Source organism: Chryseobacterium scophthalmum (assembly GCF_900143185.1).
Taxonomy (GTDB): Bacteria; Bacteroidota; Bacteroidia; order Flavobacteriales; family Weeksellaceae; genus Chryseobacterium; species Chryseobacterium scophthalmum.
Genome location: NZ_FSRQ01000001.1, coordinates 1477536 through 1503374, shown reverse-complemented (window position 1 = coordinate 1503374; position 25839 = coordinate 1477536). Strand labels below are relative to the sequence as shown.

Annotated in this window: 17 protein-coding genes; 8 read left to right on the top strand and 9 right to left on the bottom strand. The window is 34.6% G+C overall.

The annotated features are described in order from the left end of the window. Position 1 precedes the first annotated feature (1 nt). A complete protein-coding gene (locus BUR17_RS06735; protein ID WP_074229559.1) occupies positions 2-493 on the bottom strand; it encodes a BON domain-containing protein in 492 nt (163 codons plus the stop codon). Between the two features lie 213 nt (positions 494-706). On the opposite strand from BUR17_RS06735, the gene BUR17_RS06730 reads away from it, so the two are divergent. The 3 genes from BUR17_RS06730 (at position 707) to BUR17_RS06715 (ending at position 3616) form a co-directional block, all read left to right on the top strand. Beyond that, entirely contained in the window at positions 707-1957 is a 1251-nt protein-coding gene (locus BUR17_RS06730) for a dicarboxylate/amino acid:cation symporter (protein WP_074229558.1), read from the top strand. A 469-nt stretch (positions 1958-2426) separates the two neighbouring features. Beyond that, complete coding sequence (locus BUR17_RS06720; protein ID WP_074229556.1) at positions 2427-3140, top strand: phytanoyl-CoA dioxygenase family protein; 714 nt, start codon at positions 2427-2429, stop codon at positions 3138-3140. A gap of 11 nt (positions 3141-3151) precedes the next feature. Then, on the top strand, positions 3152-3616 hold the full coding sequence (locus tag BUR17_RS06715) for a hypothetical protein (protein WP_143747538.1): 465 nt from the start codon (positions 3152-3154) through the stop codon (positions 3614-3616). A 159-nt stretch (positions 3617-3775) separates the two neighbouring features. Here BUR17_RS06715 and BUR17_RS06710 read toward each other — a convergent pair whose 3' ends face one another. Further along, complete coding sequence (locus tag BUR17_RS06710) at positions 3776-6577, bottom strand: GH92 family glycosyl hydrolase (protein WP_074229554.1); 2802 nt, start codon at positions 6575-6577, stop codon at positions 3776-3778. 126 nt (positions 6578-6703) lie between these two features. On the opposite strand from BUR17_RS06710, the gene BUR17_RS06705 reads away from it, so the two are divergent. After that, positions 6704-7807, top strand: a complete 1104-nt coding sequence (locus tag BUR17_RS06705; protein WP_074229553.1) for an Mrp/NBP35 family ATP-binding protein — start codon at positions 6704-6706, stop codon at positions 7805-7807. Positions 7808-7848: 41 nt separating this feature from the next. Further along, positions 7849-8097 (top strand): NifU family protein, encoded by a 249-nt coding sequence (locus BUR17_RS06700; protein ID WP_074229552.1) that lies wholly within the window; start codon positions 7849-7851, stop codon positions 8095-8097. A 193-nt stretch (positions 8098-8290) separates the two neighbouring features. Here the strand turns inward: BUR17_RS06700 and BUR17_RS06695 are convergent, their stop codons facing one another. The 6 genes from BUR17_RS06695 to ppk1 form a co-directional block, all read right to left on the bottom strand. Beyond that, complete coding sequence (locus BUR17_RS06695) at positions 8291-9004, bottom strand: barstar family protein (RefSeq protein ID WP_074229551.1); 714 nt, start codon at positions 9002-9004, stop codon at positions 8291-8293. A gap of 26 nt (positions 9005-9030) precedes the next feature. After that, positions 9031-9846 carry a hypothetical protein gene (locus BUR17_RS06690; RefSeq protein WP_074229550.1) on the bottom strand — a complete coding sequence of 272 codons (816 nt, stop codon included), beginning with the start codon at positions 9844-9846 and terminating at the stop codon, positions 9031-9033. Between the two features lie 101 nt (positions 9847-9947). Then, positions 9948-13004 (bottom strand): choice-of-anchor I family protein, encoded by a 3057-nt coding sequence (locus tag BUR17_RS06685; RefSeq protein ID WP_074229549.1) that lies wholly within the window; start codon positions 13002-13004, stop codon positions 9948-9950. Between the two features lie 200 nt (positions 13005-13204). Further along, complete coding sequence (locus BUR17_RS06680; protein ID WP_074229548.1) at positions 13205-13651, bottom strand: hypothetical protein; 447 nt, start codon at positions 13649-13651, stop codon at positions 13205-13207. Positions 13652-13654: 3 nt separating this feature from the next. Continuing rightward, positions 13655-14542 carry a Ppx/GppA phosphatase family protein gene (locus tag BUR17_RS06675; protein WP_074229547.1) on the bottom strand — a complete coding sequence of 296 codons (888 nt, stop codon included), beginning with the start codon at positions 14540-14542 and terminating at the stop codon, positions 13655-13657. 111 nt (positions 14543-14653) lie between these two features. Then, positions 14654-16726, bottom strand: a complete 2073-nt coding sequence (gene ppk1 / locus BUR17_RS06670; protein ID WP_074229546.1) for a polyphosphate kinase 1 — start codon at positions 16724-16726, stop codon at positions 14654-14656. A 349-nt stretch (positions 16727-17075) separates the two neighbouring features. On the opposite strand from ppk1, the gene BUR17_RS06665 reads away from it, so the two are divergent. The 3 genes from BUR17_RS06665 to BUR17_RS06655 all read left to right on the top strand — a co-directional run bounded on the left by BUR17_RS06665 (position 17076) and on the right by BUR17_RS06655 (position 21163). Then, positions 17076-18293 (top strand): zinc-dependent metalloprotease, encoded by a 1218-nt coding sequence (locus BUR17_RS06665; protein WP_074229545.1) that lies wholly within the window; start codon positions 17076-17078, stop codon positions 18291-18293. A 152-nt stretch (positions 18294-18445) separates the two neighbouring features. After that, the gene (gene dnaK, locus BUR17_RS06660; protein ID WP_074229544.1) at positions 18446-20335 is read left to right on the top strand and encodes a molecular chaperone DnaK; all 1890 of its coding nucleotides are present in this window, start codon (positions 18446-18448) and stop codon (positions 20333-20335) included. 636 nt (positions 20336-20971) lie between these two features. Next, on the top strand, positions 20972-21163 hold the full coding sequence (locus BUR17_RS06655) for a cold-shock protein (protein ID WP_074229543.1): 192 nt from the start codon (positions 20972-20974) through the stop codon (positions 21161-21163). Between the two features lie 511 nt (positions 21164-21674). Here BUR17_RS06655 and BUR17_RS06650 read toward each other — a convergent pair. Next, positions 21675-25499: a fibronectin type III domain-containing protein gene (locus tag BUR17_RS06650; protein WP_074229542.1), complete on the bottom strand. Its 3825-nt coding sequence runs from the start codon at positions 25497-25499 to the stop codon at positions 21675-21677. Between the last annotated feature and the right edge of the window lie 340 nt (positions 25500-25839).

Here is a 25839-nt window from a genome sequence, read left to right as displayed (position 1 = left end):
ATTATTTTACCACTAAGTTATTGTTATATTTTCCAACTTTTAAAGCATCTACAGATTCTTTAATTTTTCTAGCCTGAACAGAAGATACGTTTCCTGTAAGTGTTAATTCTCCGTTTACAACTTCTACTTTTACAGAAGGAAAATCTTTCACAGCATCCTGTACTTTTTGCTGAACCATAGGATCTACAGCTGAAGCAGTTTCTACAGGCGGTGGTGGAGGTGGAACTGATTCTACAGTTGCCATATCATGTACATCTTTTACCCCTTTTATTTCTTTCAGAGATTTTATAGCCGCATCTTTTTCAGCCTGAGTTGCAAAGGTTCCGCCAAGATGCGCAACTCCTTCTTTTACTTCAATAGTTGCAGTAGGACTTGCTGCTACAACAGTTGTTGCCTGAGTCTGAAGCTCAGCGTCAGAAACTTTCTTTTTACACGAAATAGCTCCAAATGATACTGCCAAAGCTAGAGCAGACATTGTGATTGTTTTTTTCATAATTAAGATAATTTAATGTTTTCGTTAGACTCAAATGTAATAATAAAATCTATACCAATTATCTAAAAAAATAATAATTCTCAAAAATATTTTGTTTTAAGTTTTTCATAATCTGAGGTTTAATTTTTTTTGAATGATGAAATTATAACGCTTCTTAACAAACTTTTAACCACAATTTTAAAACTATTATATTTGTGGCAATTGATAATAGATATGAAAGGACAAAACAAACTATTTATTGCCATCATTGTTTCACTTATTTTGGGTGTAGCAATTGGAGGCTTGGTTCATTTACAATATCCTGAAAGCGCAGAACCGTTTTCGAAAAATATAAAACTCCTCGGAACTATTTTCATCAGACTGGTTCAGATGATTATTGCACCGTTGGTTTTCACAACTTTGGTGGTGGGAATTGCCAAAATGAGCGATATTAAAATGATTGGTAGAGTAGGATCTAAAGCGATGCTTTGGTTTATTTCTGCATCTCTTGTTTCTCTTTTCATAGGTTTGATTCTGGTAAACTGGCTTGAACCGGGACATGTAACCAAACTTCCGATACAGGATGCTGCTTCTGCAGAAGAGCTTTTAAAATCGAGCAAAGGGTTTTCTATGGAAGATTTTGTAAAGCATGTTGTTCCTAAAAGTATTTTTGAAGCTTTTGCAACAAACGAAGTACTTCAGATTGTAGTTTTCTCAATTATGTTTGGAGTTGCTTTAGCTAATTTGGGAGACGAATATGCACAACCGGTTATTAAATTATTTGATGTGGTTGCTCATGCGATTCTAAAAATGGTAGGTTACATCATGTGGTTTGCACCACTTGGAGTTTTAGGTGCCATTGCGGCCGTTGTCGCGACCAATGGTTTTGAAATATTTAAGGTATATGCCATTTATCTGAGAGACTTTTTCTTTGCTATTGCCGTTCTTTGGCTTGTTTTATTGATTGTAGGATATTTAATTTTAGGAAACCGTCTTTTTGATTTATTAAAAAGAATTAAATCGCCTTTGTTGATTGCTTTTTCTACAACAAGTTCGGAAGCTGTTTTCCCTAAATTGGTTGAAGAATTAGAAAGATTTGGCTGTAATAACAGAGTAGTATCGTTTATCTTGCCTTTAGGATATTCGTTTAATTTAGATGGAAGTATGATGTACATGACTTTTGCATCAATCTTTATTGCTCAGATTTACGGAATTGAAATGTCTATCGGGCAACAAATAACAATGCTTTTGGTGTTGATGTTAACGTCAAAAGGAATTGCAGGAGTTCCGAGAGCATCTTTGGTAATTATCGTTGCGACTTGTTCGATGTTTGGAATTCCACCGGAAGGAATTGCTTTGATTCTTCCTATCGATCACTTCTGCGATATGGCGAGAAGTATGACCAATGTGTTAGGAAATGCTTTAGCAACTTCTGCCGTTTCAAAATGGGAAGGGCAGCTCGAAAATCACGGGGGAGATATGTAATTAATCGTGAAATGTCAATTTAACTTCGTTAGTGAAATGTGAATTATTAATATGAAAATTCACAAGCCAAGCGAATTCACCATTGACAATTCATATTCTATAAATTTATTTAGCTTAGGCTAATAAATGGTCAATAGTGAATTTTTAATCTTCATTATTGACCATTTTTTTATTGAAGCTTTATCCCGCTTTCCATTATATCTTTTTGGTTACGGATTCCGCTTCGCTCCACCCCACCCGCAACCAAAAAGGATGTCATTCCAATCGTGGCTAGGGTTGCAGTCGTTATTTTCAGTATAGAAATAACCACAAAATTTGTCTTCCTTTGCTGAGTGGAACGCCTTTGCGAACGAAAAATATTTTCAAACATTTAAAAAAAATCTTTGCCATCTTTGCATTTAAAATAGATTCTTCAATCCGCTATGCTTCTTTCAGAATGACAAACATATGGAAGTAAAAACTTATAATAATGAATTTACAAAATCATAAAAATCTAATTCAGGAAAACGGCTTCACAGTCATCAACAATATTTTTTCAGAAGATGAAATTGAAAAAATAACCAAAGTCATTCAAAATATTGATACTTCAAAAGAAACGTTCAGAAAATCGGAAGATCTTTTTGCAATCAGACAGTTTTTAAAGGAAGTTCCCGATGTGAAAGAGTTCATTTTTAATGATAGTGTAAAAGAGATCATTAAAGAAATTTTCGGTGAAAAGTATTTTGCTGTAAAAAGTATTTATTTCGACAAACCTGAAAAATCAAACTGGTATGTTGCCTATCATCAGGATTTAACCATTTCAGTGGATAAAAAGGTTGAACTGGAAAATTTCGGACCGTGGACAACCAAACAGAATCAGTTTGCAGTGCAACCACCTTTAGAAATTCTTGAAAATATCTTTACCATCAGAATTCATCTTGATGATACCGATCAAAATAATGGAGCTTTAAAAGTAGTTCCTAAATCCCACTCAAAAGGAATCTACAGACCCGAAACCATCGATTGGAATGTAGAAACAGAAACGATCTGCAACGTAGAAAAAGGCGGATTGATGATCATGAAACCTTTGCTTCTTCATGGTTCCAACCGAACAACAAACGGCAAGAAAAGAAGAGTTATTCACATTGAATTTTCAAATAAAGTATTGCCGGAAGTGTTGAATTGGTCGGAGAGAACAGATTAATGAAAAAACGAATGAAAAAACTAATTTTAATCGGAATAGTTTTATTTTTTTATTCATGCAGGCAAAAAAATAATCAGTTTTTTGTGTCTGAAGAAATATACAATATCGTATTACAGAATGTTAAGGATGAGAATTTAAGGGATGAAAGGTTGAAATTCTTTTATGTTTTTAGTAGGCAAGATACATTGATTGTTCTTGCTACCTCAACAGAAAATGAAATTTTCCCAATAGATAGGATTAATAAACTGGGTGCATTTAATTATCAAAATAATAAAGTTATCGTTGCGGAATCCTACAATCCAAAATATGATATTGTCAAAGTAAAAAATGCTCTTAATAATGATTTTATAAATGATAAAAAAACAAAAGGATCATTTGATGAGGATATTCAATATGGTTCTATTTATAAAATGACAACTCCCAAAACCATCAATTTAATAAAGAAAGGGAATCTTAAAGAATTTTTTGCTAAATAATATTACACCCATATTTATTGATAAGTCCTCATTTAATAGAGTGCCTTTTGCTAATTATTCAGATTCAAAAAAAAAAATAGAAAAATCTGCGAGATATTAAAAAACAAAAAAACCTCTTCCAAATCGGAAGAGGTTTCATTATTTATAAATTGTGAATTTCTATTTCACAGAAATTTCATCCACAAAAACATAAGCTTCTCCACCTGCCCCTTGATGCCATTCCGGAAGCTTTCCGAAGTGATACGCTTTTACTTTTACATATCTTGCTTCAGTAGGAAGAACCGTTGTTCTGAAATCTTTTACCTGAACATTGGTGTCTTTAGGATCAATATTATTTTCTAAAGTTTTCAGAAGAATGAAGGTTTTGCCGTCCATTGAAGCGTAATATTCTACTTTTTTAGGCATTAAGATCCACGCTCTGCTGTCCTGTAAATACGTTGAAGAAATTTCATTGATCTGCTGAGGAGATTTAAAATCGATAATCGCTTCCACAGTTTGACCTTGATAACCTTGCCATTCACCTTTTCTCCAGTTGACATCACCATTGATCCCGTCGATAATTGCCAATTTTCCACCGGCTGTATATTGCGGATTTACGGTTGCATTAATGGTTACATCCCAATGATTAGGTCTTCTGTTGAAGTTGGCTGTGGTAATTCCGCTTTTCTCACCATTTCTTTCAGCATATGTAGAAACCTGAGTTGTTTTGTTGATGGTGAAAGGTTCTTTATACACTTTAAAAGTTTTTCTTACGTTGGCATCACTTTCATCCAAAGTCATATAATATACTTTATCTTTTTCATTCAGCGGAGTGATTTTTACCTGAGTGGTAAACTCAAAAAGACGGTCTGCATTGATAACTGGCGAAGCAGTCTGCTCTGCATATTTTAGGTCTTTAATGGGCTTTATGTTTTCAAAACCTAGTTTTTTAAGCTCACTTTTCGGAGTGTTTTTAGTGATGATCCTTGTTGTTCCATCTTCTAAATGTAATTTAACCTCATCAAAATATGGCGTTACCGTTTCCCATTCAGCTTTCCCCGGAGTTACAGAATAAATTCCCATTGAGCTTAAAATAAACCATGCGCTCATTTGTCCGCAATCTTCATTTCCAATCAATCCATCTGGAGTGTTTTTGTAGAAATTATCAAGAATAAATTTGATTTTTTCTTCTGTTTTCTGAGGCTTATCAACGAAATTATAAAGATAAGCGATGTGATGACTCGGCTCGTTTCCTTGTGCATATTGTCCAATCAATCCGGTGATATCTACCTGCTCTCTTCCTGTTGTTTTATCTGAAGCTGAGAAAATAGCGTCGATAAATTGTTCAAATTTTTCTTTTCCGCCATGAGCCTGAATTAATCCCGGAATATCCTGCGGAACAAAATATGAATAATGCCAAGAATTTCCTTCAGTGTAATTATTATTGACTTCACTAGGGTCAAAAGGTTCGTACCAGTTCCCGTTTTTTCTTGCCTGCATAAAACCATTCGCTGGATTGTAAAGATTTTTCCAGTTTTGAGAACGTTTCATGAAGTATTCGTAATCTTCTTTCTTGTTTAAAATTTTCGCCATTTGAGCGATACACCAATCGTCATAAGCGTATTCTAAAGTTTTAGAAACACTTTCATGCTCATCATCAATGCTGATGTAATTTTTCTGTTTGTAAGCATTTAAACCAAAAATATCCTGCATCGCCGAATTTTTTGAAGCTTCAAAAGCTTTTTCATAATCAAAACCGGTAATTCCTTTTGCCATTGCATCTGCAATTACAGAAACTCCGTGATAACCGATCATACATTCGGTTTCATTGGAAGCCAGTTCCCAAACCGGAAGTCTTCCGCCTTGTTCACGCTGTTTGATGAAAGTATTTACAAAATCTGCGGTTCTTTTTTTGTCGATCAATGTCATCAAAGGATGCGCTCCTCTGAAAGTATCCCAAAGTGAGAAAACAGAATAATATCCAAAATCATTCGCTGTGTAAAACTTGTTGTCTCTTCCACGGTATTTTCCGTCAACATCCATATTGATATTAGGTTGCGTGAAAACGTGATACATTGCGGTGTAGAAAATTGCCAGTTTGTTTTTATCGTCAGATTTTACTTCAATTTTAGAAAGTTCTTTATTCCAGTTTGCAACGGCTTGATTTTGAATTTCGTTAAAATCATTTGATTTTCCTTCAGCCAACATATTTTTTGCTGCTCCTTCGTAACCAGTCGGAGAAATCGCCACTTTTACACTTATTTTTTCACCTTTTTTTACTGCTGAGGTAAATGCTAAAGCTAATTTAGTTCCCGAAAAAGTATTGTTTTCGTTTTTACCGTTAAAGCTTTTACTTGAAATTTTCATTGGTTTTGAAAACTCAATTCTCGCATAAATATATTGGTTGGTTGCCCAGGCTTCACTTCTTCTGAAAACCTCAATCGTTTTGCTGTCGATAATTCTTACTTCACCTTCCAGCAGTTTGTCTCTGTGATTTAAATCTAAAATAATGTTAGCATTTCCGGCTTTATTGAATTTATATTCGTGATAACCAACTCTAGCGGTGGTAGTCAAACGAACATCGATGTTATTTTTATCTAATTTAACAGAATAAAATCCAGCCGTTGCTTTTTCGTTCTTATGAGAAAATTTTGATGAATATTCTTTTGGCGTTAATCCCGGTTTCCCCATCGTAGGCATCAACATAATGTCTCCGTAATCTGAAACTCCGGTTCCGTTTAAGTGGGTATGAGAAAACCCGTAGATGATAGAATCTGAATAATGATAACCGCTGCAACCGTCCCAGCTTCCGTCTATTCTTGTGTCCGGAGAAAGTTGTACCATTCCGAAAGGCACAATTGCGCCCGGAAAAGTATGTCCGTGACCGCCCGTTCCGATAAAAGGATTTACATATTGCGAATAATTTTGTGAAAACGAATTATGAGCAATTAATCCTAAAAGAACGAATAATATTTTTTTCATGGATATAAATTAAAATCGCCCCTAAAATACATAAAAATTAGGTTTGCAAAAGAATTTATCTATCATACTCTTTGTTGATTCTAAATAGCTAAAATTTCCGTAAATTTGTGCTCAATTTATATTTTTATGTTGACTAAAGAAAAGATTCAGGATTTCCTTAAAGAAATTGAAGTTGATGACTTGGTGTCTAATTTTCAAGTAATGGGGAATGACGTTTATATAGATATGACAGCGCATTCGCCGGCAATGCACGAAAAGAAAAAGCTTGAGGCAGCAATGAAACAGGCGTTTGCAAGTGAATTTGGTGAAGAGATTAATTTAAAACTTAAAATTGTTTCTCCGGAACCAAGTGAAGTTCAGCTAAGCCAGATTAAAGGAAAACAAATCCCTGGAATTCAAAATATTATTGCCATCGCATCAGGAAAAGGTGGTGTTGGTAAGTCTACCGTTTCTGCAAACCTTGCAGTAACTTTAGCGAAAATGGGTTTCAAAGTAGGAATTTTAGATGCTGATATTTACGGACCATCTGTTCCTACGATGTTTGATACAGAAGGTCAAAAACCAATTTCTGTTGACGTAAACGGAAAAAGCTTAATGAAACCTATCGAAAATTACGGTGTGAAAATGCTTTCTATTGGATATTTTTCAGGAGCAAACCAAGCGGTAGTCTGGAGAGGACCAATGGCTTCAAAAGCTCTGAACCAAATGATCAGAGATGCAGCTTGGGGAGAATTAGATTTCTTATTAATCGACCTTCCTCCGGGAACTGGTGATATTCATTTGTCTATTATTCAGGAAGTTCCGGTAACTGGAGCAGTGATCGTAAGTACGCCTCAACACGTTGCTTTGGCAGACGTTAGAAAAGGAATTGCGATGTTCAATATGGAAAGTATCAACATCCCTGTTCTTGGATTGATAGAAAATATGGCGTATTTTACACCGGAAGAGTTACCTGATAATAAATATTATATCTTTGGAAACCAAGGAGCGCAATATTTAGCTGAAGATTTAAATATTCCTGTTTTAGGAGAAATTCCTTTAATTCAGAGCATCAGAGAAGCGGGTGATGTAGGAAGACCGGCAGCTTTGCAGGAAGGTTCTAAAATTGCTGAGATTTATACAGAAACTGCGAAGAAAATGGTAGAAAGTTTATTGGAAAGAAACAAGTTCCTTCCGCCAACTGAAGCCGTGAAAATTTCAACAATGGCAGGTTGCTCACCAAAAAAATAATTAAATAATTTCAAATACATTTTTGAAAACCAAACCCAAATATGGAGACAAATACAACACACGAAGACACTGTAACCCGAGTAATGGAAGCTCTGGAAAGCATTCGTCCGTTTTTGAATAAAGACGGCGGTGATATTGAGCTTTTGGATGTAAAAGACAATACTGTTTTTGTAAAGCTTTTAGGAAACTGTTCAGCCTGTTCTCTTAATTTCTCAACATTGAAATTAGGTGTAGAAAACAGCATCAAACAACATGCTCCTGAAATTGAAAAGGTAGTAAATGTAGAGTAAAAAATAAGACAATATATTTTTTGAAGACAGATCTTGAAGGTCTGTCTTTTTTTTTAGTAAAAAAATGTTGAGTGCAATTTTGCAAGGTTAATTAATAAACGGATAATAACCTTGACAAGGTTGTATCTAAATCAATAGGAGCGGGCTTTAGCCCGTTCAAAAATTTAAAAATTCGTTTGACTTTAGCCAAAAATTACTGCAAGTTTATTTCAACATTAAAATCTTCGAAAGTTTGCAGTATTTCATTGAATTTAGATTTGAAAAGTTTCTTGCTTTTCTGATGGTTTTTCCAAGTGAGTTTTTTAATTGATTCAACTCCAAAATCTCCTCTCAAACAATCGTAAAGAGCCGGAATGTTACTTCCAAAATATCCTGCAACTCCATTGATTTCTTCACCTAACGTACAAAAAAACTCATCAAGATTATTAAAATGATCTCCGTTGATTTCTATTATTAAGTTTTCTTTTGATGATTCCGTATTCATATTGTTTAAAGCAAAGACTAACCAACCCTGTAATTCATTCTTTTCAAAACTTTTCCAAATGTTTTTAGCATTAATTTGGTTATTCATCTTCATTTTCCATGCTTTATAATAACCTTTTGGTTGATGCCAAACATATCCACTCAAGCTGAGATTATTCTTTTCTGATTTTGAAATTTTAATATTACTAATGAATGTTCCTGTAATAATCGAATTATTCTGATCTAAAAGATAAATAGAACCTTGGTTGTCAAAATTGGCAATCGATTTTTCTATTTCTAATTTTAATTGTGCTGGATTTTCAACATTAATTAGCCTGAGTTTGCGAAAACCAAAATTGGTTTTATTGCTTTCGAGATTTTTCACATCTTCAATTAGAGAAATGATTTGTGGCTCTTCGAGTGTATCAAATGCAAATGCAAACATATAACTATTTTTAGAGTTAATTTTTTTTAATTGTACTCCTGTAAGACTTTAATACAGTTTTTCAAATCGGATAACCATTCAGTATTAATGTCTTGATCATGTTTATATTTTTCATAAATATTTATAATGAGTGGAAGATATTGCTCACCGTTTTTGATATTGAGTAAAGTGTCAAAAAATAAAGTGCAGAAATTTTCATTGTGAAGCTCGGAAAGTATTATTTTTTCAACTCTTTCGTCATCACGATTTGCAAGACCTTTTATTGCTTCCTGTCTAATCTGATTATTATTTGATAAAGAATTTTTGTATAAAACATTTCTGATTTCTTCATTATCTGTTTCTATCTGTGTCCCTAAGCCAAAAGTTGCCCAATCTCTAATTTTAGAACTTTTATCCTGAGCCAATTCTATGAGCATATCAATTGCTATCTTTTTTTCTACCCCAAGCAAAGAGAAAGTTAAAGCATATCTCACATCTGTTGATTTTGAGTTTTTAAACTTTTCTAAAATTTTAAGATGTTTTATTTTTAAATATTTATTATTGTGTCCTATAGCGAATAAACTTGTGAAAATTAAATTTTCGTTATTAAATGTTTCGAAAAAATAAAAGATTTTATCAAACATTTTGTGAATAAAACTTTTTCTATTATTCCCAAGCTGAGATAAAATATCAATTCCAATTTGCTTAGATTTTAAATCGTCAGAATCAATGAGAAGAAAACATTCGGAAATCATCTCTTGGGTAGTAAATTTTCTGAGTTGAAAAATTTGATTCCAATAATTATTATCAGTTTTTGCTTTATATGCTTTTTCGAATAATTTGATTGTTTCCAGAGTGTTCATGTATTTACTAGCAACTTTATGTAAAAATAATGAAATTTGAGCCAACAAAAAGCCCCGGAAAAATTCCGAGGCTACAAAAGTAAATTATTAAGTAAAAAAAATTATTTCACGATGAATCTCTTCACTTCACCTTCCGAAGTTTTAATTAAATAAACTCCGGTGTTTAGTTTTGAAGTATCGATAGTTAAAGCGTTTTTCTCTTTTCCAAGAAGTTTTCCGCTCATATCGTACAACTCATAACCTTGAGCTCTGTTGAAGTAAAGAGTATTTCCTTTGTTTACAGGATTTGGGAAGATATTGAAGCTAGCTTTCTCTGTTTTCACTTCACCTGTCGATAATGTTGAAGATGGTATTACTTCATACATTGATAAAGTTCCACTGATTTCGTTGGCAACGACTACGTAACCTTTTCCATTATTCATATTTGCTGGTGGAATGTACGTAATCCCTTCCGGACCGTTGTCTCCACCAAATGCAGAAGTCGATCTCGAATGTTTGTAATCTACAAAAGTGACATTGTTGGGATCTGTTACGTTGTAAACCATCACACCTCCGGTTCTTTCCAAAGTGATGAAGGCAAAAGTTTGTCCGGCAATGGCTCCTAAAGTTACACCTTCAGGTTCAGGGCCTTTTGCACGGCTTCGGTTTTTCGCTCCGTTTGCTTCATTATCAGCATTGAAAATTAAAGGATGATTGGCTGCAATATATCTTTCAAACCTGTCTCCACTGTCGTAAACGATTTGTTTGGTATCTGCATTGAAAATTGAGAATGATCTTGCTCCTAAAGCATGAATTTCTTCAAAATCTGCGTCTCCGTCTGTATTTCCGTTTACATTGGTCACTCTGAATCTTCCTAAATTGTGCGAAGCTTTTAAAACAGAAGCATTCGGGAAAATGGTTGAGTCTAAAGTATATCCATTCGCTCCAACAGTAGTTCTTTCGCTGAATCCACCTAAATCTTTTTCGTCACCTTCGTTTGCGGTAACCAGATAATTGGTGTTTCCAACTTTAAAAGAAGCCATTGCATCTGGATTGTAATACGCTTTTACAGGCCAGTTTGCGATAAGAATTTCGCCGTTGTTGTCTGAAGCGTCAAAGCCGTTTCCTGGAAGATTCATATCTTTTTTACCCAATCCCCAAATATTTCCTAACGTATTGTTGCTAAGATTTACTTCGATAATTCCGTTGTTTTCCTGACAAGAAACCCATGCTTTCTGGCTATCTGGACTAATGGCAATATATTCAGGTTCAAGATCCTGTGCCAAAGTGCTTGTCGATTTTACTTTTCTTCCACCTGAACTGATAAATGCAGCTTCCTGGCTGTTGTAACCCGTAAAACCAAGTGTGGTAACATTTGACTGGGTTAAATTATTAATTCCACCTGATATATCAATAATACTGATTGAACCTTCCGGATCTACCGTATAAGCATCGTTTGGTTCGCCTTCATTTGCGGTCATTACTTTTGTTCCGTCCGGAGTAAATGTAATCATATCCGGTAAAACTCCCACGGTGACTTGTTTTAAGAAATTTCCGTTGATGTCGAAGAAAACTACCGATCCGTTTTGTTGTGCGTTTGTTCCGTTTGGAGAAGCTACAGCAACAAGTCCGTTTTTCACGGCGATGCTTGTAATTCCGCCATAAGGAGCCATGTTTACAGTGTTGATTACAGACGGAGCTAATGGATTTGTAAAATTAATAATATCAAAAACATCCGTTAAAGAACTGATGGTAAATAATTTTTGAGTTGCAGGATCATGAACTACAATTTCTGTAGAACTGTTATTATTTCCAGAAGGATCAAAACTTCCGATGTAGTTTAATGTAATCTGATTAGAAGGAACGGGAGCCGCCTTATCATTATCGATAATATAAACGGTAGAAGTAGTGTCTCCGGTAATTGTTGTTCCTAAAGGATTTTCTAAACCTAAAACAAAATATTCTGCCTGTTGCTCTGCTAAAGTATCATCGATGATTGGGATATTTACAGTAACACTTGTTGTAGATGGTGTGATGTTGATGGCCTGGCTGGTAAAGGTAAAATCACTGCTGTTTGCGGTATTGAAAGAAGCCGGTTTTGCAACCAAATTTACGGTTGCATTGGAAGGATTGGTCACATTTATTTTAAATGCTAAAGTTCCAGCATTTTCGTTGATCTTAATTAAAGTTTTATCTAAAGAAATGCTTGTTCCTGCTGTTGTGAAAATACTTGATGTTGCCGTTGTCACCGCATTATCACTTGTATCTTCTACCATATTTGGTTTTAAAGCTAAATAATAAGCCTGATTCGGAACCAAACCTCCCGTAGGAACTACTGTAATTACATTATTTGCGAACGTTGTTGTAAATGGAACAACATTTCCTGTAGAGTTTCCTAAACGTAATTCAACTAAGCTTTGTGCATTTGTAGAAGTAATTGCAGAGTTATCAATTAATCTTACATTTTCATTAAACGTAATCGTAGGATTTACTGTTGTAGAAGCATTGTTGATGTTATTTGCAGGCAAATAAGCAACGGTTGGTGGAGTAGTATCGGTCCCGCCAACAGAAGTTGCGTCCAATGTAAAATTATCGAATCTGTTATTTCCGACAGCTCCGCCGCCACCTTGAGCAAACTCAACTTTTAATTTGAAATTTGGGTTATTTGAAACTCCTGTAACATTTGAAAAATCAAATGTTATGAGTTGCGGATTGGCATCTTGTGAAGTAACCGTTTGATACGGTAAAAAAGTAGTTCCGTCTAAAGAGTAAGACCAGTTTTGATTTCCTGCACCAGAACCTGATCTTCTTGTAGAAAATTTCACCACAACATTGTTATATCCTGTGGTTGGTAAATTAAATTGTACATTTCCGTTGATCGGATAATTGTATCTCAAATGCGTTCCGGAAGCATCTCCGTTTCTTGCATTTAAATTATCTACATTAAAATTTTGTGATGTTCCGCCAGCAAAATCAATAAAAGTATCTGTACTTCCTGTTCCTGTAGAAACAGCAGTGATAGAACCATTCAAAAGCGTTGAAGTAGCGGTTGTGATTGCCGCAACGGACGCATTATTATTAAAGTTCCAATAGTGAACTAATGTGCTTTGTCCTGAAACTGCGCCATGAAATAAAGCGGCAATAGGTAATAAGCCTCTCAAAAGGTATTTGTTTTTCATTTTTACTAATTTAGATTGTTGCAAAAATGAAGATTGTACGTTGTGAGGGTTTTAAGCGAATTTTAAGATTTGATTAATAATTTGTTTTAAAAAGGGTGATTCTTTAAGTTATTGTTAAATATCTTTACTTTGTTAAAATAAGAGTTTTTAGATAACTAAAGGAGTTGCTTAAGTTGAATATAATTTACACAGTTTGTTTATCATCTATAATGATAATATTTTGATTTCAAAAATTCTACTTTTTTAATATCGCAGCCAAATACAAAAGTTCTGAAAATAGGTTTATCAGAAAATGGAATTTCATCTTGAAAAAAATCCATGTTTAAGTCGTTTAAAATTTTTGCTAGCTCGTTACTTTCACTCTTATTGCCTCCAAAACCAATACAATTTGCTTTAGCCCATTTATCAGACTTTATTTGATTGAAAGCATATTCAACAATTTCGCTCTCAGTTTTGAAGTATTTTAAATTTTCTTTTTTATTATAATCAGTATAATACCAAATATAAATTTCATTTGATTTTTCAATTCCAAAACCTTCAGAAATTGCATTTTGAGCTATAGAATATCCACGAAAATCGTAACAATTTTCTTCCATCCATAATCGAAGGTCTTTTTGTGTTTTTGGAATTTTATTTTCTTCAGTCATAACCTAAGAGTTCTCCCCCGAAACTCTCTCATAAATATTATGAATCAAACCATCCGCAACAGAAATTTTCGGAACAAAAATCTTATTGATATCTGCCCAATGCATTACTAAATTATAAATTTTTAAAGCATGAACCAAAACATCGGCTCTGTCTTCACGGAAGCCATATTTTGTCATTCTTTCGTCAACGGTAAGTGTGTTAAATTCTTTGTAAGCTTTCTTCAGATAAGCAATAGACATGGGTTTTCCGTCTTTGGTTTTGCTCATTGAGAAAACTTTGTTGATGTTTCCGCCGGAACCGATGGCTACAATTTGTTTTTTACTGATGATATTTGCCTTAATTTCTTCTTTCATATCTTTCCAGTTGTCTTCTGTCACGAGATTGTTGAGAAGACGAATTGTTCCGATGTTGAAAGATTTTTCGTAGACCATTTTATCATTTTCATAGAACGTAAGCTCAGTAGAACCTCCACCAACATCTACATAAAGATAGGCAAAATCTTTGTCAAGACCTTCTGCAACGTGATTTTCATAGACCAAAGTTGCTTCTTCGTCTCCGGAAATAATTTCTATGGTAATATCGGAGTGGTTTTTTACTTTTTCAATAATTTCTTTACCATTTTCGGCATCACGCATGGCGCTCGTTGCGCAGGCTCTGTAATGTTCTACTTTGTAAACTTTCATCAAATCACTGAAAATCTTCATAGAATCTAAGACCATTTTTTCTCTTTCGGCACCGATTTTTCCAAGGGTGAAAACATCCATTCCTAATCGCAAAGGTATTCGGAGAAGATTTAATTTAATAAACTCAGGTTTTCCGTTTTGAATTTTTACCTCATTGATTAAAAGTCGGGCTGCATTACTTCCTATGTCTATCGCTGCAATGATCATTTTGATTGTATTTTATTGATTTACAGTTATTTGATTTGCGGTTTGGTGATTTTTAAAAGCCAAATTTACGGAAATATTATTTTGTTATTATTAAATCCTCTTTTATTGATGCTACTTTGCAGAAGTTTTTGCTTTCAGATATTTATAGGTTTCAATCTGTGAGCGACATTCTTTTTCACCATTGCTAATGTACTCGTTGCTGAGTTTTTTGTCTAAAATTCTAGCCTTTACATTATCTTTTAACTGAATATCAAGAATGTCTTTCAATTCCTTTTTAAGATTTTTATCGGAAATTTTCGCAGCTGCCTCTATTCTGTAATCTAAGTTTCTATTCATCCAATCGGCAGAAGAAATGTAGATATCTTCAGAACCTTTATTGTAAAAATACATTACTCGTGCATGTTCCAGATATTCGTCAACAATACTTATTGCTTTAATTTTCTGCTTAAATTCTTTCTGATTGATCGCACAATAAATTCCTCTTACAATCACTCTGATGACCACACCTGCTTCTGCAGCCTCATACATTTTGGTAATTAAAGCACGGTCGCTTACAGAATTTGCCTTAATAATCATTTCAGCTTTTCTTCCGGCTTTGGCTTCTTCAATTTCTTTATCGATGTGGTGTACGATTTTTTCACGCATGAACTGCGGACAAACCATCAGCTTTTTACAAGTCTTTAGAACTGAAAGATAATCCTCCTTCGGTTTTTTCAGTACGGTAAAAACTTTATTGATATCTGCCATAATGCCTCTGTCAGAAGTCATTATTAAATGGTCACCATAAATTTTGGCAGTTTTTTCGTTGAAATTTCCTGTACTTACAAAACCATATTGAAGCGTTTTGTTGTGCACTCTTTTTTTAATAATACACAGTTTAGCATGAACTTTTTTGTCCGGAATTCCTATTAAAACAGTAATTCCTTCAGGTTCAAACATTTCTTTCCACATCAGATTCGATTCTTCATCAAATCTTGCCTGTAATTCTAGCATTACGGTTACTTCTTTACCATTTCTGGCAGCATAAATTAACGCGTTGCTTATCTTTGAATTACTCGCCAAACGATAAGCGGTAATTTGAATAGACTTCACATCCGGATCCATTGCAGCTTCACGCAACAAGTCGATTACCGGTGTGTAAGTATGATAAGGAAAACTCAGTAAAACGTCTTGTTTCAAAATAACGTCGGTCACTCTTTCACCATGTTCAAAAGCTTGATGCGTAAAAGATGTTCTTTCTACCGGTTTTTTGCCATATTCAATAACATCAGGAAAATCCATGAAATGTTTAAAATTATGAATCTTTCCTCCGGGAATAATACTGTCTTTTTTGCTTAAATTTAATTTTCTAATGAGCAATTCGAGCATTGCCTTATCCATATCTTTATCAAAAACAAAACGGGTCGGTTTCCCTTTTCTACGGTTTTTGAGGCCTTTTTCTATCTTTTCTGCAAAGTTGGTTTTGATGTCGTTATCAATATCCATCTCGGCATCTTTTGTTACTTTAAAAGCATGGGCAGAAAATTCATCATATCCGAAATAAGAAAATATGTGAGGTAGGTTGAATGTAATGACATCTTCTAGCAACATGACATTTTTTTCTTCAGGATCTTCTGTAGGTAACAAAACAAATCTTCCCACAAAACGTGACGGAATTTCTATAATTGCATAATTGCTGTGGTAATTCCAGTCTTTTTTTCTCATGGCAACACCGAGGTACAAACTTTTGTCTCTCATGTAAGGCATGGGTGTGTTTTCGTGAAGAAGAATCGGGATGACATTGGCTTCCACTACTTCATCGAAATATTGTCTTACAAATTCTTTCTGTTTGGCAGTGAGATTTTTTGAAGTTTTAATAAAGACTTTCTGCTCTGCCATTTCAACCTGAATTTTTTTCCAGGTTTTGTCGAAGTTTGCTTGCTGGGTAATTACAATTTCATTAATTCTCTGGAGAATTTTCGAAGGTGGCTGATAAAATGATTCGGCAATTACTTTTTCTTTAAAGTCCATCGCACGCTTCAGACCGGCAACACGCACTCTGAAAAACTCATCCAGATTATTTGAGAAAATCCCAAGAAAACGAATTCTGAGATGAAGCGGCACGTTTTCGTCCATTGCTTCCTGTAAAACTCTTTCGTTAAATGCTAACCAGGTAACATCTCTGGGATTAAAATGTAAAGACATATTTGTGTGTAAAATTTATCAAAAATACTAATAAAACTGATTGATTATCGAGATCTAAAGTTAATTCTTAATTAAATTTTTAGTTGAAGCAAAAGAAGTTTTCATCTGAAATATTTCATATTATAATTTTATAGTATGTTAAAGTTTAAATTTTTGTTTTTTTATTTATTTATTTATTTATTGTTATTAAGTGGTGATATTATTGTTAAATTATTTTAAAAATGTTTTTTTTGATGTTTATTATATAACTGTAGTTATTTATTGTTTTAAATTATATTATTTGTTTGTTTTTAAGTTTTTTGGGAGCTATTGTATAAAATATTTACTTTAGTAGATTAAATTAATTAAAATGAAAAAATATCTACTATTTCTTGCAATTTTGATGATTGCACATGTTGATGGACAACGATTCTGTGGGACAGATGAGAAAATGAAGGAGTTTTTTGCAAATAACCCGGATGCGTTAGCAAAAAAACAGGATTTAAGGAATTATTTAACAACTAAAAATACAACTGCTAAAAATACCCAAACAGTTGTAACTATTCCTATTGTGGTACATGTTTTGTATAAAAATGCAAATCAAAACATTTCTGATGCTCAGATTGCTTCGCAAATTGCGGTACTTAATGCTGACTTTAGAAAATTAAATACAGATTATAATTCTGTTGTTCCTGATGCGTTTAAGCCTTTTGGCGCTGATATGGAACTGGTTTTCTGCTTAGCAACAGTGAAAAGTGACGGAACTACTACTACAGGTATAGAAAGAAAATCTGTAGCTTCTAGTTTTAACTTTCCAAATAATTATTATCAAGCTTCAGGACTTGGAGCTTGGGATCCAACAAAATATTTGAATATTTGGGTAGGAGATATGCCAAATCCTTATTTAGGTTGGGCGTATTTGCCAGATGCAGCGGGAATGGCTTTTGATGGATTAGCGATAGGGTATAATTATTTTGGAACAAATGGCGCTGCTCAATATCCTTATAATGGTGGTAGAACTGCTACTCATGAAATTGGACATTATTTTGGGCTTCTACATCCTTGGGGTGAAGATGACAGTCTTTGTGGAACACCTGATAATGATGACGGATGTGCAGATACACCTGCTATTGATAATCCTCACGGTGGAGGAAATGTTTTTCCGGATAATTCAAATATGTGTACTCCAACTACAAATGGAGCAATGTTTATGAATTATGTAACAGATACAGAAATGGCATTGTTTACAACAGATCAGAAAACAATCAAATCAAATACAATGTCTGGTCCTAGAGCCAGTCTTTTAAATTCTAATGCATGTACCTTTTTGTCAGTTAATGAAGTTGAAAAGGCAAATTCAATAAATTTATTTCCAAACCCTACAACACAATATATTTCAATAGCATCACCATTAGTTAAAATTAATGAAGTAGAAATATTTAATGCTGAAGGAAGATTGATTAGAAAAGCGTTCATTAAAAATGAAACTGATAAAATTGATGTGAAAGATTTTGCTGACGGAGTTTACTATGTAAGAACTTACAATGATAAAAACTTCATCAAGTCTATGAAATTTATCAAAAAATAAGTGAAAATATTTCCAGCTTTTACTAAAACAAAACTTCGATATAATCGGAGTTTTTGTTTTTTATGTCAATTTGTCACAAAAATTCTAATGGTACAGAAATTGAGAAATTGAGAATGTAATTAAATTTAAAAATTAGAAAAAATATAAATATTATGAGTAAAATTATCGGAATTGACTTAGGTACAACCAACTCTTGCGTTGCAGTAATGGAAGGTAAAGATGCTGTAGTTATCCCTAATGCAGAAGGTAAAAGAACAACTCCTTCTATTGTAGCGTTTACAGAAGATGGTGAAAGAAAAGTAGGAGATCCTGCAAAAAGACAGGCTGTAACAAATCCAAAGAAAACGGTATATTCTATCAAAAGATTTATCGGTACACACTTCAAAGAAGATGCTAAAGAAATCTCTAGAGTACCTTATGAAGTAGTAGCTGGACCAAACGATACTGTAAAAGTAAAAATCGACGACAGAGAATATACGCCACAGGAAATTTCTGCAATGACTCTTCAAAAAATGAAGAAAACTGCTGAAGATTATCTTGGACAGGAAGTAACAAGAGCAGTAATCACTGTTCCGGCTTACTTTAACGATGCTCAAAGACAGGCTACAAAAGAAGCAGGAGAAATCGCTGGTCTTAAAGTTGAAAGAATTATCAACGAGCCTACAGCTGCTGCTTTGGCTTACGGTATGGATAAGTCTCACAAAGACCAGAAAATCGCAGTTTACGATTTAGGTGGTGGTACTTTTGACGTTTCTATCCTGGATTTAGGAGACGGAGTTTTCGAAGTATTGTCTACAAATGGTGATACACACTTAGGAGGTGATGACTTTGATGATGTAATTATCAACTGGATGGCAGACGAATTCAAAGCTGAAGAAGGTGTTGACTTGAAATCTGATGCAATTGCATTACAAAGATTGAAAGAAGCAGCTGAAAAAGCAAAAATTGAATTGTCTTCTTCTCCTCAAACTGAAATCAACCTTCCTTATATCACAGCTACAGCTACAGGTCCTAAACACTTAGTGAAGACTTTAACTAAAGCTAAATTTGAGCAATTATCTGCAGATTTGGTAAGAAGATCTATGGAGCCTTGTAAAAAAGCGCTTTCTGATGCAGGTCTTTCTATCTCAGATATCGACGAAGTAATCTTGGTAGGTGGTTCTACAAGAATCCCGATCATTCAGGAAGAAGTTGAGAAATTCTTCGGTAAAAAACCTTCAAAAGGTGTTAACCCGGATGAGGTTGTAGCAATTGGTGCAGCAATCCAAGGTGGAGTTTTAACTGGAGATGTAACTGACGTTCTTTTGTTAGATGTTACACCACTTTCTTTAGGTATTGAAACAATGGGTTCTGTTTTCACTAAATTAATTGATGCAAACACTACGATCCCAACTAAAAAATCTGAAGTATTCTCTACAGCATCTGACAACCAGCCGGCTGTAAGCATCAGAGTAGGACAGGGTGAAAGACCAATGTTCAACGATAACAAAGAAATCGGTAGATTCGACCTTACAGATATTCCACCAGCACAAAGAGGAGTTCCTCAAATTGAAGTAACTTTCGACATCGATGCAAACGGAATCTTGAGCGTTTCTGCTAAAGATAAAGGAACTGGTAAAGAGCAGTCTATTAAAATTCAGGCTTCTTCAGGTCTTTCTGACGAAGAAATCGAAAGAATGAAAAAAGAAGCTCAGGAAAATTCTGCAGCAGATAACAAGAGAAAAGAAGAAGTTGAAATCTTCAATAAAGCTGACGGATTGATCTTCCAAACTGAAAAGCAATTGAAAGAGTTTGGTGATAAATTATCTGCAGACAAAAAAGCCGCAATTGAAACTGCTCACACAGAATTGAAAGCAGCTTTCGAAGCTAAAAACGGAGATGATGTAAAAGCTAAAACTGAAGCTTTAGATGCAGCTTGGATGGCCGCTTCAGAAGAAATGTATGCACAAGGTCAAGGTGCAGATGCAGGAGCTCAACAAACTCAAGGTCAGGCAAACGGAGCAGAAGATGTTCAGGATGCAGACTTCGAAGAAGTTAAGTAAGACTAAACGAGTCAAAATAAATAGAAATCCCCGAGTGTAAGCTTGGGGATTTTTTTGTTTTATGTAGGGAATCTTAAACCTTTAATATTGATTAAAACTTATCTTCCAATAGTCATTTTCTGTGTTTTTCTCAAACCTTGTGAGACCTTTAGTAGCAAAACCTTTGTATCTTATATTTTCCGCATCAGCACTTCTGTCCAAACTAATCTTCCAGGTTTTAAACAAACTGTCGTAGCTTTCATGAAAGTTGAGGATATTCCAGCCCTAAAACTGCGTTCAAAATACAACAGCCAGAAAATCTTTTTCATTACTGGAGTTTATAGAGCTGACGTTAATGATGATGGATTATTGATAGTTTAAGCGAAGTAATTGCATATATCATATGATTAGCTTACCTTTGCAACTAATAATACGGATAGTGATTTGATTTCTAGAAATATTTCAAGTATTAAATCAGACGTTTATTTTTGTCATTAATTTTTAGGTGCTCTACCTTTTAAGAAGTTCGATTTTCACTCTTAAATTCTATACATCCATATTTTTTTCAAAAATTTATTATCATTTTGACGTAAATCAAAATATCGGTATTTTCGAGTCTTATTAACAGAATAAAATAATTTTTTAATATATAATACAATGCAACAAGGAACAGTAAAATTCTTTAACGAAACTAAAGGATTTGGTTTTATTACTCCATCAACAGGAGGTCAAGACATCTTCGTACACACTTCAGGTTTAGTAGACCAAATTCGTGAAAATGATGTTGTAACATACGATTTACAAAATGGTAACAAAGGGGTTAATGCAGTTAACGTTAAAAAAGCGTAACTTCAAATAACAACCATTATATGGTATATAGAGCAGGTAATTTCTTTATCTGCTCTTTTTTAATTTAATCCGTGAAGCTAAAATCAATCTGAGGGTCATTTGCTAATTAGTATATCTAAAATTTAAGTATAAAGCCTTAATTTTTAACAACTCACTTATTAAAGGAGCAATATTAATAATAGACTTTCTAGCATAATTATTATTGCGGAAAGTTAGATGATAACTAAACTATAAATGATACTGTAAGAGCTAAAGAACTTAGCAAACCCAATTCTATTTCTAACATTTTTGATTTTTTTTGGACGAATTAAAGCCATTAAAAGTCCGGTTGCTGCGCAACATACAAATATCCATAATATTAAATCGAAATTAGCACAGGCTCTAAAAACTTTCATTTACTCCTTATTTTGCCAGTTTTTGAAATGCTTATTGCATCATGAAATTTTTTGTTGCTTTTGGAGTAAAAAAATAAGCTCCCATTTCTGAGAGCTTATTCTATTTAATTAATTGATTATTCTTTAATGAATTTTCTCTGAGCTGTGCCCTGAACATCATCAATGTCAATCACGTATAAACCGTTGATCAATCTGCTTACGTCAATCTTATTATTTAAGATAATTCCGCTTGAGATGATCTGACCAGCTGCCGTGTAAATCTTGTACTTAGCTTTTTTACTAATGTTCCTAACATTCAGAATTGATTTAACTGGGTTTGGATAAATCAGGATATCTGTTTGATTAAGTGTATTAACAGCCGGTAGTTTAGAAATTCTTACCGTGTAATCTTCTACTTCACCATCCGTAAAGCTGATACAGTTTACAGGAATCGCATCTTTAGCCATCGCAACTCTCATAACAACATATTTATCAGTAGATCCAACGAAAGCATCAGCTGGTACAGAGAATGTAGCACTTGCTGTAAGATTCGTATTCGGACCATCCGCTAAAATTCTTTCATCAAGATCGAAAGTTCCGTTTCTGTTGAAGTCAATCCAAACTGCTACTCCAGCTTTTGCTCCCGAACTAAGTGTTTTATCCACTATAATCTGGTTGCCTGCAGAGCCTTGAATTATATCAATATACTTTAAAGGAACTGCTGTAAAGTCTGAATAAGCTGAACCTGCTGTAATATTAATCATCTCTGGTTTACCTGCTGGTTTTGCAGTTACTTTTGAAATAAATTCTGAAGCAAAGTTCGTTGAATGCATCGGGCAATAAACTACTGTTGGTGTTGTAAAATAGTACAGAGGAGTAAAGTTACCGGGTGTACCTGTACAGACATTTGCTACCTGCATTTCATATTTTGTTAGTTCTAATAATCCTGTTATTGTATAGGTATTAGTACTTACGTTAATATTTGTCCAGCCAGGTAATCCTACCTTTCTGTATCTTAATATGTAATTATTAGTAGCTCCGGTACCAGTATAAGCATCCCAAACTACTTCTGCTGATGTAGGATTCAACTGAGTAATTGTTAATCCCGGAGGCGGAATTTCACAAACTCTAACCGTAGTAAACACTTGAGATGTAGACCATGGGTTTGGTGTTGTGCTGCCAATACATGTACTTCTTACCTGTACTTCATACGTTTTATAAGAACTTAAACCTGTAATAGTATAAGAATTTAATGGTGGCTGTGGTGTCCCTGGAGGAGGAGGTGATTGCCAAGAAGTAGCTGGATCGGTTACCAATTTCCATCTTATTTCGTAGGTGGCACTTGCTACAAGAGGGCTCCATGTTACAACCGCAGATGTTGATGAGATATTAGATATCACTACATTCGGTGGAGTTGGGTCGCATCTGGTGGTAAATTCGTTATGTGAATAAACACCAATATTAGTAACATTACAAACTGCAGCAACTTCTACTTCATATAACGTTACAGGAGTTAATAGACCTGTTAAAGGATAAGTTTGTGTAGGTCCTGCTATTGGTGCAACATCTATTGGTCCTGTTGCAGGTAGCCATTGAGTAGAACCAACCGGTCTGTATCTGATTTTATACGCAGCCCCTCCATTATGTTGTGGCCATGTTATAGTAGCCGAATTATGAGTTATGGATGCTGGAACTACGGTCACTACTGGAGTGATATTGTTACAGATTCTGATAACGACATTGTCTACAGAAGCGGGCTCTTGAGTTCCACCTGTAGCACTGTTTCTCCATTCGAATACTAGCCTCATAGTTGCTCCTGCAAAAGTACTTAGATTCACATTGGTATTGCTGTATGATTGCCATAATGCCTGTTGGTTATAGTTTGCTCCCAGCTGAATTCTTCCTGCTCCTGCTGTAATCTGAGTTCCTGCTGTAGGCATAAAACTACTCGGAACGAGCCAAACACGTAAATAATCAAGTGTTGTCTCCCCTTGAGCTTTCCAATCAAAAGCTATACTTGCAATTGTAGTTCCTGCAGGTATTGCAATATCTCTGTAGGCATGTACTGTACTTAGTGCAGTAATTGTGTATGCATTGGTTACACCATTGTCATTTGAAACATAAATAGAATTAGGTGTATTTCCTGCTGCATTTCCGTAAACCCATTTATTTACCTGGGTTCCGTTTACAAAACCAAAATCATTCGCAGCAAAAGGCTGAACATAAGGAATGGTCGCAGGAATCTGTGTCGTTGTGAAGCTAGGTCCACCAATCCATATACTTGCATCTGTTGTGCTACATCTTGCTCTTACCCACCAATAGTACGTTGTATTAGGAATCAATCCTGTTAAAGGAACTGATGTTGCAGTTGTTGTTCCTGTTGGAGGTGTCGTGGCGATTGGAGGTGTTGGGTTTGTTGATAAATAATATTGGTATCCTAACGCAGGTGGCGGTACAGTGGCTGTCCAGCTTATGGTGGCTGTAGCCGAAGTTACAGCAGCTACGGCCGGTGCTGTAGGCAATTTACAGGTAGGAATAAGAAAATTTATATTATCAATAGCACCTGCAGGCGGAGTACCTATACTTCCGTCGTTTCTCCACTCAAAGACAAGACGTACAGTAGTTCCTGAGAAAGTTGCTAAGTTTACGTTTGTATTCAAATATGTTTGCCATGCGGTTTGTGCATTTAAATTTCCTCCTATTTGAATTCTTCCTGCACCTGCCGTAATTTGAGCACCCGCAGTTGGAGTAAAAGAAGAAGGCACAAGCCAGATTCTTAAGTAATCACAACATGCTTCTCCCATTGCAAGCCAATCAAATGATAAAAGCGCAGGTGATGCCGCAGTGGTTCCTGTCGGTACTGCAATATCTCTGTAAGCCTGAACAACACTTAACGAAGTGATGGTATAGTTATTCGTTACTCCATTGTCATTAGAGATATAAATAGAATTGGGTGTATTTCCTACAGCATTCCCATAAACCCATTTGTTCGTCTGAGATCCGTTTATAAAACCGAAATCATTTAAGGTTGAGAAATTTTGGTTGTAAGGAAGTGTAGCAGGAATTTGCGTAGTTGAAAATCCTCCGCCTGCAGTCCAGATACTAGAATCTGTAGCGCTGCAAACTGCACGAACCCAAAAATAATAAGTGGTACTTGGTGATAGTGTATTTAAAATAACTGAAGTTCCAGTAGTTGTACCAGTAGGTATAGTCGTACTGGTAGGAGGTGTAGAACTTGTCGAAACATAATACTGATATCCATTAGCAGGAGCAGGAGTAATACCTGTCCATGAAATAGTTGCATTAGTTGTCGTGATAGTATTTACAGCTAAAGCAGTGGGTGCACTACAAGTAGGAATCAGCATATTAATGTTATCAATAGCACCTGCAGGTGAAGTACCTATGCTTCCATCATTTCTCCATTCAAAGACAAGACGTACGTTAGCTCCTGCAAACGTTGCCAAGTTGATGTTTGTGTTGGTGTAAGTCTGCCAAGTGGTTTGTGCATTTAGGTTAGCTCCTAATTGAATTCTACCTGCACCTGCTGTAATTTGCGTTCCGGGTGTAGGTGTAAAAGTAGTAGGGACTAACCAAATTCTAAGATAATCACAGCATGCTTCCCCCATCGCTCTCCAGTCAAATGATAATGTTGCTGGTGAAAAAGCTGTGGTACCTGCTGGAACTACAATGTCTCTATACGCCTGAACAACGCTCAAAGACGTAATAGTATAATTATTTGTAGTACCGTTATCATTGGAAATATAAATAGAATTTCCCGCATTACCTGCCGCTGAACCATATGCCCATTTATTGACTTGGGTTCCATTCAGTAAGGTAAAGTCATTGCTCGTGTTAAAATCTTGAGTGTAAGGTAAGGTTGCAGCCTGCGCATGAAGCAGCGGTATGAAACCAAAATTAATAAAACACAAAAGAAGTAATAAAGAAGTAAAGGTTTTAATCATATATTATATTGCTTATTATTAACAAAAATAGTTATTTTTTTTATAAAGTAGTAATTTATTAACATAAATATAATGGATGATTTATTTTTTTTTAATGTAACATTACGAAAACGGTAATATTATAGACGATATTCTGTTTTCCAATGTTAAAAAGTGAATTATATATTTTTTTTGTACAGATTATACTGTTTTTTATTATCGAAAAAGTAAAAGGACTGTTGACTAAAAATATTTGAAAATAATTCAATTTTAGACTGTTATACTTTGTGCGGATTTAATTTAAATATTTTTTGAATTTAATATCTTAAGAACTGTATCAGTATTCCTTATCTAAAATTAA

What these genes read in the sequence shown, in the direction of transcription:
- ppk1 (WP_074229546.1), bottom strand. Translation starts at nt 16,726, where the DNA reads ATGTCTTTACATTTTAATCCCAGAGATGTTACCTGGTTAGCATTTAAC.
- BUR17_RS06695 (WP_074229551.1), bottom strand. Translation starts at nt 9,004, where the DNA reads ATGTTTGCATTTGCATTTGATACACTCGAAGAGCCACAAATCATTTCT.
- BUR17_RS06655 (WP_074229543.1), top strand. Translation starts at nt 20,972, where the DNA reads ATGCAACAAGGAACAGTAAAATTCTTTAACGAAACTAAAGGATTTGGT.
- BUR17_RS06730 (WP_074229558.1), top strand. Translation starts at nt 707, where the DNA reads ATGAAAGGACAAAACAAACTATTTATTGCCATCATTGTTTCACTTATT.
- BUR17_RS06690 (WP_074229550.1), bottom strand. Translation starts at nt 9,846, where the DNA reads ATGAACACTCTGGAAACAATCAAATTATTCGAAAAAGCATATAAAGCA.
- BUR17_RS06680 (WP_074229548.1), bottom strand. Translation starts at nt 13,651, where the DNA reads ATGACTGAAGAAAATAAAATTCCAAAAACACAAAAAGACCTTCGATTA.
- BUR17_RS06665 (WP_074229545.1), top strand. Translation starts at nt 17,076, where the DNA reads ATGAAAAAATATCTACTATTTCTTGCAATTTTGATGATTGCACATGTT.
- BUR17_RS06715 (WP_143747538.1), top strand. Translation starts at nt 3,152, where the DNA reads ATGAAAAAACTAATTTTAATCGGAATAGTTTTATTTTTTTATTCATGC.
- BUR17_RS06710 (WP_074229554.1), bottom strand. Translation starts at nt 6,577, where the DNA reads ATGAAAAAAATATTATTCGTTCTTTTAGGATTAATTGCTCATAATTCG.
- dnaK (WP_074229544.1), top strand. Translation starts at nt 18,446, where the DNA reads ATGAGTAAAATTATCGGAATTGACTTAGGTACAACCAACTCTTGCGTT.
- BUR17_RS06705 (WP_074229553.1), top strand. Translation starts at nt 6,704, where the DNA reads ATGTTGACTAAAGAAAAGATTCAGGATTTCCTTAAAGAAATTGAAGTT.
- BUR17_RS06720 (WP_074229556.1), top strand. Translation starts at nt 2,427, where the DNA reads ATGAATTTACAAAATCATAAAAATCTAATTCAGGAAAACGGCTTCACA.
- BUR17_RS06685 (WP_074229549.1), bottom strand. Translation starts at nt 13,004, where the DNA reads ATGAAAAACAAATACCTTTTGAGAGGCTTATTACCTATTGCCGCTTTA.
- BUR17_RS06700 (WP_074229552.1), top strand. Translation starts at nt 7,849, where the DNA reads ATGGAGACAAATACAACACACGAAGACACTGTAACCCGAGTAATGGAA.
- BUR17_RS06675 (WP_074229547.1), bottom strand. Translation starts at nt 14,542, where the DNA reads ATGATCATTGCAGCGATAGACATAGGAAGTAATGCAGCCCGACTTTTA.
- BUR17_RS06650 (WP_074229542.1), bottom strand. Translation starts at nt 25,499, where the DNA reads ATGATTAAAACCTTTACTTCTTTATTACTTCTTTTGTGTTTTATTAAT.
- BUR17_RS06735 (WP_074229559.1), bottom strand. Translation starts at nt 493, where the DNA reads ATGAAAAAAACAATCACAATGTCTGCTCTAGCTTTGGCAGTATCATTT.